General features: G+C 59.6%; 15 protein-coding genes, 4 tRNA genes and 1 pseudogene. 8 read left to right on the forward strand and 12 right to left on the reverse strand.

All coding sequences use genetic code 11. The features are described 5' to 3' along the window. Nucleotides 1-38 precede the first annotated feature (38 nt). Nucleotides 39-1,337, reverse strand: a complete 1,299-nt coding sequence (locus H6F58_RS09595) for an extracellular solute-binding protein (protein ID WP_195181662.1) — start codon at nt 1,335-1,337, stop codon at nt 39-41. A gap of 295 nt (nt 1,338-1,632) precedes the next feature. On the opposite strand from H6F58_RS09595, the gene H6F58_RS09600 reads away from it, so the two are divergent. Beyond that, nucleotides 1,633-2,637, forward strand: coding sequence for a LacI family DNA-binding transcriptional regulator (locus H6F58_RS09600; protein ID WP_060703249.1), 1,005 nt, complete (start codon nt 1,633-1,635; stop codon nt 2,635-2,637). 62 nt (nt 2,638-2,699) lie between these two features. Here H6F58_RS09600 and pyrE read toward each other — a convergent pair whose 3' ends face one another. Further along, nucleotides 2,700-3,257, reverse strand: a complete 558-nt coding sequence (pyrE, locus tag H6F58_RS09605; RefSeq protein WP_171919695.1) for an orotate phosphoribosyltransferase — start codon at nt 3,255-3,257, stop codon at nt 2,700-2,702. 39 nt (nt 3,258-3,296) lie between these two features. Here pyrE and H6F58_RS09610 point away from each other — a divergent pair, with 39 nt between their 5' ends. After that, nucleotides 3,297-3,734: a MarR family transcriptional regulator gene (locus H6F58_RS09610; RefSeq protein ID WP_146277380.1), complete on the forward strand. Its 438-nt coding sequence runs from the start codon at nt 3,297-3,299 to the stop codon at nt 3,732-3,734. Between the two features lie 99 nt (nt 3,735-3,833). After that, entirely contained in the window at nt 3,834-4,658 is an 825-nt protein-coding gene (gene nadE, locus H6F58_RS09615; protein WP_195181663.1) for an ammonia-dependent NAD(+) synthetase, read from the forward strand. Between the two features lie 3 nt (nt 4,659-4,661). Here nadE and H6F58_RS09620 read toward each other — a convergent pair whose 3' ends face one another. From H6F58_RS09620 to H6F58_RS09635, 4 genes are all read right to left on the reverse strand, one after another. Beyond that, nucleotides 4,662-4,961, reverse strand: a complete 300-nt coding sequence (locus tag H6F58_RS09620; RefSeq protein WP_146277376.1) for a transcriptional regulator — start codon at nt 4,959-4,961, stop codon at nt 4,662-4,664. Continuing rightward, complete coding sequence (locus tag H6F58_RS09625) at nt 4,958-5,398, reverse strand: hypothetical protein (RefSeq protein ID WP_195181664.1); 441 nt, start codon at nt 5,396-5,398, stop codon at nt 4,958-4,960. The genes H6F58_RS09620 and H6F58_RS09625 overlap by 4 nt, the downstream gene beginning before the upstream one ends. After that, nucleotides 5,395-5,598, reverse strand: a complete 204-nt coding sequence (locus H6F58_RS09630) for a hypothetical protein (RefSeq protein ID WP_195181665.1) — start codon at nt 5,596-5,598, stop codon at nt 5,395-5,397. Before H6F58_RS09630 ends, H6F58_RS09625 begins: the two co-directional genes overlap by 4 nt. A 112-nt stretch (nt 5,599-5,710) precedes the next feature. After that, nucleotides 5,711-6,853, reverse strand: coding sequence for an acyl-CoA dehydrogenase family protein (locus H6F58_RS09635; protein ID WP_195181666.1), 1,143 nt, complete (start codon nt 6,851-6,853; stop codon nt 5,711-5,713). Between the two features lie 72 nt (nt 6,854-6,925). Here H6F58_RS09635 and H6F58_RS09640 point away from each other — a divergent pair, with 72 nt between their 5' ends. Then, nucleotides 6,926-7,429, forward strand: a complete 504-nt coding sequence (locus tag H6F58_RS09640) for a MarR family transcriptional regulator (RefSeq protein WP_146277367.1) — start codon at nt 6,926-6,928, stop codon at nt 7,427-7,429. Here the strand turns inward: H6F58_RS09640 and mmsB are convergent. Continuing rightward, nucleotides 7,424-8,320 (reverse strand): 3-hydroxyisobutyrate dehydrogenase, encoded by an 897-nt coding sequence (gene mmsB, locus H6F58_RS09645; protein ID WP_060700300.1) that lies wholly within the window; start codon nt 8,318-8,320, stop codon nt 7,424-7,426. The two genes, H6F58_RS09640 and mmsB, sit on opposite strands and share 6 nt — an antisense overlap. Continuing rightward, nucleotides 8,317-9,372, reverse strand: coding sequence for a 3-hydroxyisobutyryl-CoA hydrolase (locus tag H6F58_RS09650; RefSeq protein ID WP_244652507.1), 1,056 nt, complete (start codon nt 9,370-9,372; stop codon nt 8,317-8,319). Before H6F58_RS09650 ends, mmsB begins: the two co-directional genes overlap by 4 nt. A 102-nt stretch (nt 9,373-9,474) precedes the next feature. Between H6F58_RS09650 and H6F58_RS09655 the strand changes: the two genes are divergently transcribed. Beyond that, a complete protein-coding gene (locus H6F58_RS09655) occupies nt 9,475-10,275 on the forward strand; it encodes an exodeoxyribonuclease III (RefSeq protein ID WP_060700299.1) in 801 nt (266 codons plus the stop codon). A 2-nt stretch (nt 10,276-10,277) separates the two neighbouring features. Beyond that, nucleotides 10,278-11,132, forward strand: coding sequence for a hypothetical protein (locus H6F58_RS09660; protein WP_146277365.1), 855 nt, complete (start codon nt 10,278-10,280; stop codon nt 11,130-11,132). A 49-nt stretch (nt 11,133-11,181) separates the two neighbouring features. Here the strand turns inward: H6F58_RS09660 and H6F58_RS09665 are convergent. The 4 genes from H6F58_RS09665 to H6F58_RS09680 all read right to left on the reverse strand — a co-directional run bounded on the left by H6F58_RS09665 (nt 11,182) and on the right by H6F58_RS09680 (nt 11,644). Next, nucleotides 11,182-11,258: transfer RNA gene (locus H6F58_RS09665), tRNA-Asp, on the reverse strand. 60 nt (nt 11,259-11,318) lie between these two features. Continuing rightward, nucleotides 11,319-11,391, reverse strand: a tRNA-Phe gene (locus tag H6F58_RS09670). A gap of 49 nt (nt 11,392-11,440) precedes the next feature. Beyond that, nucleotides 11,441-11,514 (reverse strand) — tRNA-Asp (locus H6F58_RS09675). Between the two features lie 57 nt (nt 11,515-11,571). After that, nucleotides 11,572-11,644 (reverse strand) — tRNA-Glu (locus H6F58_RS09680). 133 nt (nt 11,645-11,777) lie between these two features. Here H6F58_RS09680 and H6F58_RS09685 point away from each other — a divergent pair. Together H6F58_RS09685 and H6F58_RS09690 are read left to right on the forward strand one after the other, a co-directional pair. Beyond that, nucleotides 11,778-12,149, forward strand: a complete 372-nt coding sequence (locus tag H6F58_RS09685) for a metallopeptidase family protein (protein WP_146277363.1) — start codon at nt 11,778-11,780, stop codon at nt 12,147-12,149. A 539-nt stretch (nt 12,150-12,688) separates the two neighbouring features. Then, nucleotides 12,689-13,797 (forward strand): annotated as a pseudogene (locus H6F58_RS09690) (hypothetical protein); the annotation flags it as partial.

Genomic DNA, 13,797 nt, shown 5'->3' on the forward strand with positions numbered 1-13,797 from the left:
GCTTGATACACAAGTTGCTTCTTGAGCCACGACCCGAATCACTTCTCCAAGTCGGCGGCATCTTGGCTGGCGTCAACGATTTTCTGCGCGTCTGACTTGCCAGCGAAGAGCAAGGCGATTTCATCATTCATGGCGCCTCCCACGGATGCGCCGAAGGCGGTGTCAAAGTACAGCTGGAAATAGGGAGCCTTATCGCGCACTTCCAGCATGGAAGCCAGAGCTGGATCTGCAACGGCATCCGTTGCCTTGGGATTGGTCGGCAGGCCCATATCAAGTTCTGCAAAACCACGCTGGACCTTTTCGGAGAGCATGTACTTGGCAAATTCCACGGCTTCATCCGGTGCATCTTGGGCCACTGCCCAGGCGTCGCCGCCGCCGAGCTGCGCTTCCGGATTGCCCTGGCCGCCTTCGATGGCGGGGAAGGAGAACCAGCCGGTGTCAGCCCCAAGGCCCTTGCCGTCTTCGGTCAGTCCCTGCATCACGCCTGGCTCCCAGTGGCCGGCGAGCTCCATGGCGACCTTGCCGGTGGCGAGCAGGCCCGAGGCCGAAGTTGGCCCGGATTGCGCCGGGGTGGACAGGAAACCAGCGTTGAAAGGCTCGGCCTTGATCAGTTCATCCACGTTTTCGCCGGCCTTCACGAAGCACTGGTCGCTGAAGTCCATGTTGGCCACGGAATCGGCCATGGTTTGCTCGGAGCATTCGCGGACTGCGGCGTAATACCAATAGTGAGCCGCAGGCCATTTGTCGCCCGCGCCCACCGAGAGCGGGGTGATGCCTGCGCCCTTGAGCTTCTTGCTGGCGTCGAGGAGTTCTTGCCAGGTTTCCGGGGCTTTTTCAACGCCGGCTTTTTTGAACAGGGCCTTGTTGTACCAGAAGCCTGCTGCGCCCAGCGAGTAGGGCAGGGCGTAGGTTTTGCCATCAATTTGCCAGCCGCCAGCCGTATCGCCCAGGAAGCCGATTTCTTCGCTGGCCAGGTCGCTGAGGTCCTTTGTCAGTCCGGCGGCCACATGGGCTGCGAGCTCTCCACCACCACGTTCCATGTAGACGTCCGGCGCGTCGCCGCTTTGGAATGCCGCATCGAGTTTGGTGAGCATGTCTTCGTGCTGCATGGCTTGGACTTCGACGTCCACGCCTGGGTGCTCTGCTTCAAAATCCTTGGCGACCTTTTCGTAGTAGGCCTTGCCTTCGCCGTTGTTGGAATTGTGCCACCAGGTAACGGTGGTGCTTCCGTCGGCTGAATCCCCGGACGTTGATGATCCGGAAGCGCATCCGGCGAAAAGCAGCGAGCCAGTGGCTGCCAGCGCCAGAATTCTTGCGGTGCGGGACGTGGATAGCATGCGTGTGCTCCTGAGCAGTGGTGGTGGTGAGTTGGCCCTGCCGGCTTTCGCGCGGCAGGCACTTGGCTTCACCAAGAATTGCACCGTGACGCAGGTCATGTCAATCGTTTTCGATAACGTTTTCGAAATCATTGGCGAAAACGTTATCGCAATTTCCTCTGCGGCATGTCATGCGCCCGCAAACTCCACTGTTTTAGCGGAAATATGCGCTACTGTTAGTCGGGTGATGACCCCTGAGACCGAACACCCCGTGAATGCCACCGCCGGATGGCTGCCAGCGCCTGCTGAAAACCAGGTGGCAACCAGGGTCACCATCAACGATGTGGCTCGCGTCGCCGAGGTTTCGGTATCCACCGTTTCAAAGGTGGTCAACGGCCGCTATGGTGTCGCGCCGGCAACCATTGCCCGCGTGCACCAGGTCATCAACGAGCTCGGATACGAAACCTCGCTGGTTGCCTCCTCCATGCGCAATTCACGCACCAATATCATCGGCATCCTGGTGGCCGAATTCGAGCCCTTCGCCTTGGAGCTGCTGAATGGAATTTCCGCCACCCTGCGCGGCACCAAATACGATCTGATGGCGTACGCAGGTAACCTCACGCCGGAAGGGCATATCGGCTGGGAACGCCGCTCGCTCTCGCGCTTGGGCGGCACGCTCATCGACGGCGCCATCATTGTGACTCCCACCGTTGAAATCCCCCATAGCCCGGTCCCAGTGGTGGCGATCGACCCTCAGGCCGGCACCGACATGCCCATCATTGTGGACGTGGATAATTCCGGTGGAGCGCAAAAAGCCACGGAGCACCTGCTGGGACTTGGGCACCAGCGCATCGGGCACATCCGCGGCCGCGAGGATCTGAAATCAGCGCACCTGCGCGAGGCCGGATACCGGCAAGCGCTGGAGAACGCCGGCATCCCCCATGATGAACAGCTCATCGAGCAGGGCGATTACCAGCATGACGCAGCGGTAGAAGCGGCCCGGCGCCTGCTTGATCTTCCCCAGCCGCCCAGCGCAATTTTCGCAGCCAACGACATCTCGGCCCTGGCAGCCCTGGGCGTTGCGGCCGAACGCGGGCTGGCCGTGCCCGAGGACCTTTCCATCATCGGATTTGATGATATTCCCGCTGCGGCACAGAGCACTCCGGCGCTGAGCACGGTGCGCCAACCACTGCATGAGATGGGCAGCCACGCGGTGCGCCTGCTGCTGTCGCTACTTGACGGCGAAGAAGCCACCGCGCCACAGCAATTGCCAGCGGTACTGGTTCCCCGCGATACAACTGCGCCACCACGCGCCAATTAAGAAATGAAACCCGCCATCCCGGAAAACCGGAATGGCGGGCTGCAGGCAAAAGTCCTGGCTGGCTACAGGCCCAGCTCGTCCTTGCCGTAGGCGAACAGGTACGGAACGCCAGCTTCTGCTTCGATGCGTTCCTTGGCGCCGGTATCGCGGTCAACGATCACAGCTACAGCGATCACATTGCCTCCGGCCTTGCGCACGCCTTCAACGGCGGTCAGCGCCGAGCCACCGGTGGTGGAAGTATCTTCCAGCACGATGACATCGCGTCCCTCGACGCTTGGCCCCTCGACCTGGCGGCCCATGCCGTAGGACTTCTGCGCCTTGCGAACCACGAAGGCATCCACGGCGCGATCATTGGCGCGCGCGGTGTGCATGATTGCGGTGCCCACCGGGTCTGCGCCCATGGTCAAGCCGCCAACGTTGGTGAACTCGAGCTTCGCTTCATCCAGCAGATCAAGCATGACTTCGCCCACCAGGCCCGAGGCCTCCTGATGCAGGGTGACTCGGCGCAAATCGATGTAGTAGTCAGCTTCCTTGCCGGAAGACAAGATGACCTTGCCGCGCACAATGGCAAGTTCTTGGATCAGTTCTTTTAGCCGCTCTCGGGCGCTGGTTTTGCTCATACTCTCGATTCTAGTCGGCATCATCGCTAGGCTGATTTTATGAACGCACAACGCCCCCTGGGATACTGGCTAAAATTGGTGGATTCGCTGATTGACGAGCAGTTTGCAGCGACCTTGGAAGAACACGGTGTGACACGCCGGCAGTGGCAGGTGCTCAACTTGCTCGAGCAGCAACCGGCCACCGAGGCGCAGCTGAATGCCGGGCTCTCGCCCTTCTTCGCTTCCGAGGATGAGCCGCAATCATTGAACGAGCACCTGGCCGAACTGGTGGAATCGGGCTGGGTCACCGTCCACGACGGCGAGTATTCGATCACCGACCGCGGCCACATCTCCCTGCTGAAGCTCAGCGAGCTGGTGGAAAAGATCCGCACGCAGTTCGGGCAGGATCTGGACGGCTCGGAATATGACGCGGTGGTGCAGACCCTGGAAAAGATTGCACGCAGCCTCGGCTGGGATCCGGAGCAAGCCCAGCAGTAGCCGGTCGCCGTTGCAGCGTATGTTGAGAACAGATTAATTTTCGAGGCAAACGCGGCCCCTGGCCTCCTCTAGCCGTGCCGACTGCCTAGGATTGAAGACATGCGTGAATTGCAAGCAGAGATCATTGAAGAGCTGGGCGTACGCCCGGAAATCGACGCCTCGCAGGAGATCAGGCGTCGCGTGGATTTCCTCAAGGACTACCTCGCCGCGACCGGCGCCAAGGGCTTTGTGCTGGGGATTTCTGGCGGAATTGATTCCACATTGGCCGGACGCCTGGCCCAGCTGGCGGTTCAGGAAGTGCGCGAAGCCTCGGGCGAGGCTCGCTTCATTTCGGTACGCCTCCCGCACGGGGTGCAGCAGGATGCCGACGACGCCGCAGCGGCCATGGACTTCATTGCCGCCGATGAGCAGTTCGAGGTTAATATCGCCAAGCCGGTAGCTGCCCTGGATGAAGCGATCGCCGATGCCGGCCACCCGAGGATCAGCGACTTCAACCGCGGCAACGCGAAGGCCCGCACCCGCATGATCGTGCAATATGCCATCGCAGGCGATCGCGGCATGCTGGTTTTGGGCACCGACCACGCCGCCGAATCGGTGACCGGCTTCTTCACCAAGTTTGGCGATGGAGGTGCCGACCTGCTGCCACTGGCCGGCCTGAACAAGCGGCAGAACCAGGCCTTGCTGCGTGAATTGCAGGCTCCTGAATTGCTCTGGTCCAAGAAGCCCACCGCTGACCTGCTTGATGGCCAGCCACAGCGAGCAGATGAGGAAGAGCTCGGCCTGACCTACGATCAGATCGATGACTACCTCGAGGGCCGCGAAGTTGCCGAATCGGCCGCCGAGGCCATCGAGAAGCGCTTTGTGGCCTCGCGCCATAAGCGTGCGGTGCCGGCCACCTACTGGGATCAGTGGTGGCGCTCCTAGGGATTACATCAAACCGGTAATCTCTTTCAGCGCTTGAACATGTTGTGCAAAGGCCTTGCGCCCGGTCGAGGTGAGCTTCGCCCAGGTGCGGGGCCTTTTGCCGACATACCCTTTTTTGATCTGCACGTAGCCGCCAGCTTCAAGCGCGCTCAAATGCCGCGAAAGCACCGAATCGGAGACGCCCAGGGCTTCTTTCAGGGACTTGAAATCAGCCTCGTCCACGGCCTGCAGCGATCCCATGACCGATAGCCGCAGGGGATTCGAGAAATCTCCATTCAGCCGATCCCGGGCATGGGCGCTCATCGCCGCACCATCGCAATTCCAGTTGCGCACAATGGCGCAGCAACAACAACGCCAATGAGCGCCATTGCCGGCCAATCCAGCGGTCCGGCGCCAATCAATGCCACTGACACCGCGTAGAGCACCATGCTGGCAATAAATCCGCGCAGGTACATTTTCGAGTATCCCCTCGGAAGCGAACGGTAGAGCTTCCCATAGGCCAGGGACATCGCGAGAACAGCTGCGGCAAACAGCGCCATGATGACGATGAATCCGGCGAATTTCTCATCAGGGCGATAGATCTGCAAGAGCGCCGCGAGCCCGCCGATCAGCAGGCCCAGGGCAATGCAATAGGATCCCAGCAATCTGGCGCCGTACCCGGAGGCGCGATCCATGCCCTGCTGCGCCTTGCCCAGCGCGGCCAATTGCTCCTCGGGGCCCAGTTCCTGTTCCGAGCTCATTTGCTGTCCAATGCCAGGGCCTTGCGCTGCCGCTGCGCAAACAACGAGGCCATTGTCATGGTGGTAACCATGAAGATCCCCATGCCGATGAAAATCAAGGCCTGCTGACCGGTGGCGTACGCGCTGAGCGCAAGCGCAAAAAAGGCCAATCCCGTCGCGATGATCGCGGTGAGGTACCAAGTGCTGAACGTCGCTTTCATGATCCTGCTCCTTTGCCTGCGAACCTTCGAATACCCCAACACTAACAAGTACTTTCCAAAATGGAAAGTACTTGTTAGTTATTTTATTGGCTTTCGATCCGCTCAAAGCCCGCTACACGAACGCGCTGATGCCTGTCAGCGCCCTCCCGACAATGAGCGAATTGATTTCGTAGGTGCCTTCATAGGTGTGCAGGATTTCCACGTCGCAGAACACCTTGGCCATCTCGAAATCGCTCACCACGCCATTGCCGCCCATCATCGCCCTGCCCAGCGCCGCAGATTCCCGTGCCAGCCGGGTGGCAGTGGACTTTGCCATGGCCGCATCAACCATCTGCAGGTCTCCGCGCTCCTGCTTGCGGGCAATATCGCCCATCATCGACAGGCAGAGGCTCAAATTGCCGGCGATCTGCGCCAGCGGCTGCTGTATCAGCTGGAAGGACGCAATGGGCTGCCCGAATTGCTGGCGCTCAAGGGCGTAGGCCTGGCAGATATCCAGGGTCGCCATCATCGCGCCAACCGCCTGCCAGCCCACCCAGGCCCGGGATTGCATCAGCAAACCGTTGGCGGAGGCAAAACTGCTCGCCCCGGGAAGCTTGTTGGCCACCGGGATCCGCACCTGGTCAAAAGCGATGTCCGCATTTTGCATGATCCGCAGCCCGATTTTATGCTCAATCTTGGTGGCGCTGTAGCCCGGGCGGTCGGATTCCACAAGGTACGCGCCGAGATCTCCGGTGCCTTCGTCCTTGGCCCAGATCAGTGCGAAGTCGCTTATGGTCCCCATGCCGATCCAGCGCTTGGCGCCGGAAATAACGTATGCGTCCCCGTCGCGCCGGGCGGTGCATTGCACTCCCCCAGCGATGTCAGAGCCGTGCTCGGGTTCGGTCAGCGCAAAAGCGCCGAAAGCTTCAAAGGCCATGAGCTTGGGCAGCCATTGGTCCTGCTGCTCCTGGGACCCAAGTTCATGAATCATCCCGACCACCAGCTCATTGTGGATGCCCACCACCGAGGACAGCGAGATATCCGCCCTGGCGATTTCCGCATGAATCAGACCGCGCAGCAGGTGCGAGCATTCCTCTAATTGCATTCCGGCTAATCCATGCTTCGCCAGCAGTGCCACCAGATCCTTGGGGAATTCTTCGCGGTTCCAGTACCTGATGGACTGCTTGCGGATTTTGTCCTGCACCAGTTCTCTCACTTCCAGCAGGCGTTCATGTTCGCGATCGCCCAGCTGTTGTGCCACACCCAATAGGTCCATGGGGGTTCTCCTTCCAAACCTTAGGAAGTCCAAGTATATTGTTGGACTAGGTCTTCTTATGGGGGTATTCAAATGACTTCTCCGTTGCCACGCGACCCGATTGCCCAGGCCCGGGAACAGTGGATTTCACATGGATGGACAGCCCAAGCTGATTCCATGGCCGCGATTACCGCGGTAATGCGCACTGCGTCGATCTTCTTGCAGCGCGCCGATGCGATCCTCAAGCCGCACGGACTGACCTTTGCGCGTTTTGAGGTCCTGGCCCTGCTGGGATTCTCCAAGCGGGGATCGCTGCCCATGAGCCAGGCCAGCGACCTGCTCCAGGTGCACGCCACCAGCCTGACCAACTCGGTAGACCGCTTGGAATCCACCGGCCTGGTGCGCCGCATTGCGCACCCGACCGATGGCCGCACCCGACTGCTGGAACTCACCGCTCAAGGGCAGAAAGTCCTCGGCGCGGCCCGGGACGATCTCAACGAGCAGCTTTTCGCCCAGAGCAAGCTCTCCGGCATGGACGCCATCGAGCTTTTCGAAATCCTTGCCCGCTTCCGCAAGGCCTCCGGGGATTTCCTATAGCGATCCATCGCGAATGGCGTTGATGATGCCGGAAAAATCCGTTCCCGCATTGCCCTCGTCGCTGAATTTCCGATACAGGGCAGCAGCAAGGGAACCGAGCTGGGCATCTGTGGTGGTATGTTCCAACGCGCTGGCTGCCAGCCCAAGATCCTTGGCCATCAAGGCCGCGGCAAACCCTGGCTGATAATCCCGGTTTGCCGGCGAGGTCGGCACCGGGCCAGGCACCGGGCAGTTGGTGGTCACCGCCCAGCATTGGCCCGAAGCCGAGGAAATCACGTCATAGAGCGCCTGATGCTCCAGGCCCAATCGCTCGCCGAGCACAAAGGCCTCGGCCGCCCCGATCATGGAGATGCCCAACAGCATGTTGTTGCAGACCTTGGCCGCCTGGCCTGCGCCATAACCACCGCAGTGCACGATCCTCTTGCCCATGTGCTCAAGGACCGCGGTGATCTCTTCCAAATCCTCGCCCTGCGCGCCGAGCATGAAGGTCAAGGTCCCCGCTTCGGCGCCTACTACGCCGCCAGACACCGGGGCATCCGCGCTGCGGTGGCCAGCTGCCACCGCAAGCTCCGCGGCTTGCCGGGCCTGGGCAACATCAATGGTGGAGCATTCCAGAAACAGCGTATTGGGCTTGGCGCTTTTCAAAAGATACTGCGCATAGGCGTCAAGAACATGCTGCCCGGAAGGGAACATGGTCAGCACTATGTCAACGTCGACGGCGGCTTCAGCGCCGCTGCCCACGGTTTCGATCCCGGCATCCTGCGCGGCCTGTACCGCCGCAGGAACCACGTCGAATCCCTTCAGCTGATAGCCGGCACGATGCAGGTTGATGGCCATGGGCAAACCCATATGGCCCAGGCCCAAAAAGCCGATGACTGGCTTGTCGCTCATGATGCGCTCTTTTCTCCTCGGCTTGCACCCAGCAAGGCGTAGTTCAGTTCGGCACCCGGAAGCGGGCCGAGGTGCCGTTCGGTTCGTTGTTCATGGCTCATCCCGGGCAGAGATTCCGCCCAGTGCGGCGTACGATCTTTGTCGATCACCGCGGCCCGGATGCCTTCTGCGAAGTCCGGGTCGTCCAGGCGATGCAATGCCGCCCGGAATTCCCGCTTGAGATCCGCGCGCAGATCATTGCCGGCCTGCCGCATGAGTTCACTGGTCAGCCGCACTGAACTGGGGCAAGCAGCACGAAGTGCTTCGGCCATCTCATGTGCTCGAGGTGCATCGCTGTTTTGCAGCGGCAGAAGCACCGCGCGGAGATTGTCCTCGTCAAAGGCCTGCACCCACGGCTCGCGCATGAAGCCCTGAGGCGGCCTTTCCGCATAGCGTCCGATAGCGCTTTGGGCAGCCTCGGTTTCCAGTGCTGCCAGCAACGACGGCAGTTTTTCCTGCGGCACATAGCTGTCAGCCAGCCCAAGGAGGATGGCATCGGCCGCGCCAAATTTAGTTCCGGTCAATGCGGCCAGCCGTCCCGCTGCTCGCGGGGCCTTGCCCAGCAGATGTGTTCCGCCAACGTCAGGGAAGAACCCGATGCCGACTTCCGGCATGCCGCACTTGCTGGCATTGGTAACAATTCGATGGCTTCCGTGCGCAGAGATGCCGATTCCTCCACCGAGCACGATGCCGTCCATCAAGGCAATGTAGGGCTTGGGATACTCATTGATCAAGACGTTGAGCTGGTATTCGATGCGCCAGAAGTTCTCGGATGATCCGGTGCGCTCCTTGATGTCCTGGTATATGGCGACAATGTCGCCACCGGCGCATAGCCCGCGCTCCCCCGAACCCTGGACGGCGACCTGGCTTATATCGGGGTCATCGCGCCAACCGAGCAAAGCATCAAGAAATATCTGGCACATTTGAGTATTCAAAGCGTTGAGGGCTTTGGGTCGGTTAAGCGTGATGAGGCCTAAGTGGCCGCGACGTTCCGTCAGGATTTCAGGCAACATTGCCTCCTTGGAGTGATTGGCGTCACCTTCTGCACTCGAATATACTCGGACTTCCAAGTAAATTGAAGTGGCACAGGTCAGCAAACTTGATAGGTTGAACTTGTGAAGATTGCAACTTGGAATGTGAACTCGCTGCGAGCCCGCGCCGACCGCGTTGAGGACTGGCTGCGACGCACCGACGTAGATGTCCTGGCTATCCAGGAAACGAAATGCAAAGACGAGAATTTTCCGTGGGAATTGTTCGAGAACAATGACTACGAGGTAGCGCACTTTGGCGTTAACCAATGGAACGGCGTGGCCATCGCGTCACGCGTAGGCCTTGAAGATGTGCAGCGCACCTTCCCGGGCCAGCCTGAATTCGGCAAGGGCGGCAAGAACCCGATCCAGGAGCCGCGCGCCCTGGCTGCGACCTGCGGCGGCATTCGCATCTGGAGCTTGTACGTGCCCAACGGCCGGGCCTTGGACGATGAGCACATGGCCTACAAGCTGAATTGGCTCAACGAGCTCAAGGAACGCTCCGGGCAATGGCTGGCCGAGAACCCGGAGGCCCAGATCGCCCTGATGGGCGACTGGAATATCGCACCGAAGGATGAAGATGTCTGGGACATTGATTTCTTCCTGGAAAACAAGCTCACGCACGTTTCGGCTCCCGAGCGCGCGGCGTTCACCGCTTTTGAGGATCTGGGCTTCAGCGACGTCGTTCGCGGCTACACCGAGGGCCAGTACACCTACTGGGATTACACCCAGCTGCGCTTCCCCAAGGGCGAAGGCATGCGCATTGACTTCTCCTTGACCTCCCCAGCGCTCACCGCACGAGTCACCGCGGCAAGCATTGACCGCGAGGAACGCAAGGGCAAGGGCGCTAGCGACCACGCGCCGGTGATCGTGGAGCTCTCGGACTGACCATGGCTGCTAAATTGACTGGGCCCACCAATGAGCTCACTTCGGCCACGGCGCACCTTCGTGTTTATGAACCGCTGGACACCTTTGAAGACTGGGCCCAGTCAATCATTCTGCGCACGCCACAGCGGACCGCCCAGCAATGGGACGAGTTTGAGAACGAACGCCTTTGGCAGCGCTCCCTGCGCAGCGTTTCCGACCCTTTCCCGCACAATGAGCCAGAATTCTTCCGGGCCATCAAGACCCTGGATTACCAGGGCACGGAGCACACCCGCTACTGCCCAGGGCAGTTGCAGGCACGCAGCCTGCTAGCGGCCGAACAGGCTGAAGAAGCCATCCGGCCTGAAGTTTTCGACCTTCTCGTTCCTCCAGCTTCCCGGCAGGCTAATGCACAGCGCGTTAATCCCGACCGGCTCGCAGGGGATCTGACGCACCTTCACACCCGCACGTCTTCATGGGGCATTCCGCTGAGCTGGTTCGCCCTGTTCCGCGAAGAAGACGAGCACGAAGTGATCCATGAGGGCGACCGCCTGAAGACCGTGCGCATGTACATTGGCTTCGATCAGGCAGTGGAACGACTGGCGTGGGCAGTCCAGACCCTGGTGGCCCACGCGCCGCAGTCGCAGCTCTTCGAGGAGCTGGGCGCCCTGGGCAGCTGGCTGGAGTCCTTTGATAGCCGTGCAGTGATTGAGCTGGACTACGGGCTGCTGGCTGAAATAGTTTGGCCCGACGATTCAGCCAGCGATCTCCTGGACGGCTTGCAGGCATTGGATGACGGGGATATGACTGGAGCCGCTGCGGCCTATCGCCGGCTGAGCAACCGCTGGATCGGTCCACGCCATCTGGGGCGCGCCAACTAACTGGCCCCAGATACAGCAAATGCCCCGGAAAACCGGAGCATCTGTTTATTGGCGACCCTGACGGGACTTGAACCCGCGACCTCCGCCGTGACAGGGCGGCGCGCTAACCAACTGCGCTACAGGGCCTAGTGTTTTGAATTACTTTCAATACACACAGTAAAACCCTCGGTAAACCGAGGGCCTGCGTGGCTCCGACCGGCGTCGATCCGGTGACCTTTCGATTTTCAGTCGAACGCTCTACCAACTGAGCTACAGAGCCTGGTACCACTAAGTGGACACCAAATTTACTAATAGATTAGTAAATCGAGCGACCCTGACGGGACTTGAACCCGCGACCTCCGCCGTGACAGGGCGGCGCGCTAACCAACTGCGCTACAGGGCCTTGCTTTCGCAAGCCAATGGATTTTATCCATCTGACAACTAATGAATTAGTTGTTTGTACCCCCAACGGGATTCGAACCCGTGCCGCCGCCGTGAAAGGGCGGTGTCCTAGGCCGCTAGACGATGGGGGCCTAAGTCGCTTCGGTTTCTTGCGTCTCCGTAGCGGACTCCAATAACTATACGTGGGGTTTTTTGATTTCGCAAAATCGGCTCCTGGGGCATTTTTTCGATGCCAATTCCGAGGTTCGCAACTAGGCTGAAAACATGGCTTTAGAGATGAGTGATGACGAGTTCGAGCAGCTGGTTGAGCAGGCGATCGACGCCATTCCAAAGGCAGCTTTCGCCATGATGGATAACGTCATTTTCTTTATCGAAGACGAATACTCCCCTCGTCCAGGCGAACCAAAAAACCTTGAAATTCTGGGGCAATACGAGGGTGTCGCTCTCACCGAAAGGGATCTAGGCTGGAGCGCAGGAGCGCTTCCCGACCAGATCACGATCTTCAAAAATCCGACTCTTCGAGCCTGCGAAACCCGGGAAGATGTCGTTCGCGAAATAGGCGTCACGGTCATGCACGAGGTGGCCCACCACTTCGGAATCGACGACCACAGATTGCATGCTTTGGGGTGGTCTTGAGCCCAAATCCGCCAAAACTTCTTTTGAGATCTGCCTCACAAATTTTCCTGAATCCGGTGGCCAGAAGGGGTTCCAAAGAGAGCCAGGACACATTGGATCTTCCCGCGCAAGATCTCCTCTTCCCCAATCTTCGGAGAACACCGTTTTGAGCTCCCCGAAAACGCTTCCTTTTAAAGGCAGTTTTTTGGTGGCGGAATTCGGATCAGCTTAGCCCCAGCTCTTTTAGTGCATCCACAGCGTTACCGAAGCTTCATGATGAGAGCGCTCAGATAACACTTCCCTGCACGCCTCCAAAAAAATTTCCAAGGTTTCTTTCAGGAAAATCTGCCCGCAATGTCCTGCGTTCCCGCAGATCACACCCCATAACCGCAAGTGAATTACACGTTTGGGATTCATGTGACTGATGTGAACAGTGTTGCCAAGGATGTTGCAGTTGGCCTAATGTGCTATTTGGAGCCTTGTCCTATTCGTGACCTTTCCTCCTCAGGAAGTCACGGTTTGAACGCTCCCTGTCATCCATGAACTTAGTGAGGAACGATATGGCTACTCGCCACACGCTCGGTGTCGCTGCTAGCACACTGGCCTTAGCAGCATCCTGCCTTGCAGGTGCCTTGCCCGCGTCCGCATCCACTCCAGCTACGTTCCCAGCATCTGTCTCCATCGCAGCTGCACCAAGCACTTCGGCTCTGCCCACGGATGCAGAAATCCAAGAGGCCAAGAAGAGCAAAGACTCCACAAACGCCATGATCGCCCGCATCGAGGCTTCCCTGGCTTCAAGCCGCGCTGAACTGCAGCGGGTTGAAACCGAAGCTGCCGAGGCGCAGGAATCCCTGCTGTCCGCTGGCGAAGAGCGCGACCAGCGCACCGCCGAAGCCGAGAAGGCCGTCAAGCAGCTCGATTATGCAAAGACCTACCTAGCTCAGAGCCGCAAGGACCTGGGCGCTATCGCCTCGGACATTTACCGCAATGGCGCTGGCACCTCCACCTTGGGCCTCCTGCTGGATGACAACAAGGAAGGCGACCTCTTCTACAAGGCCGCCACCATCGATGCACTGAGCGAACAGCAGGTCCAGTCGGTCAACACCGCCTCCGAGGCAGAAGCACTGGTTTCGGCCTGGCAGGAATACGCTGACGCGGCCCAGAGCGCAGCCGAAGATGCCGCAGCCAACTACGACTCGGCTGCAGCCACCGCCAACAGCACCCTCAACACCTACGAATCAGCCGTGGAGCCAGAGAAGAAGCTCCGCAATGAACTCATCGGCCACCTTGCCACCTTGCAGCAGAAGGAAGAAGCTGAAGTTCGCAAGGCAGTAGAGAAGAAGGAAGCCCAGGAACAGGAAGCAGCCCTCGAAGAGGCCATCGCTACCGAAGACACCACCGAGGTTCCTGAAGAAAAGCCTGCGGCAATTAAGCCACTGGCAGTAGCTGAGCCCCAGGAACTGGAACCTACCGAGTCCGACGATGAGCCAACGATCAAGCCAAAAGCAGTTGAGCTCGAAACCCTGACTCCAACGGCCGTGCCAAAGCCTCCAAAGGCCGAGCCAACCAAGACTGCTGAGCCGAAGCCGGAACCAACCAAGACGGCTGAGCCGAAGCCAACCAAGACTGCTGAGCCGAAGCCGGAACCAACCAAGACGGCTGAGCCGAA

It is taken from the genome of Glutamicibacter sp. FBE19 (assembly GCF_015524875.1).
Taxonomy (GTDB): Bacteria; Actinomycetota; Actinomycetes; order Actinomycetales; family Micrococcaceae; genus Glutamicibacter; species Glutamicibacter halophytocola.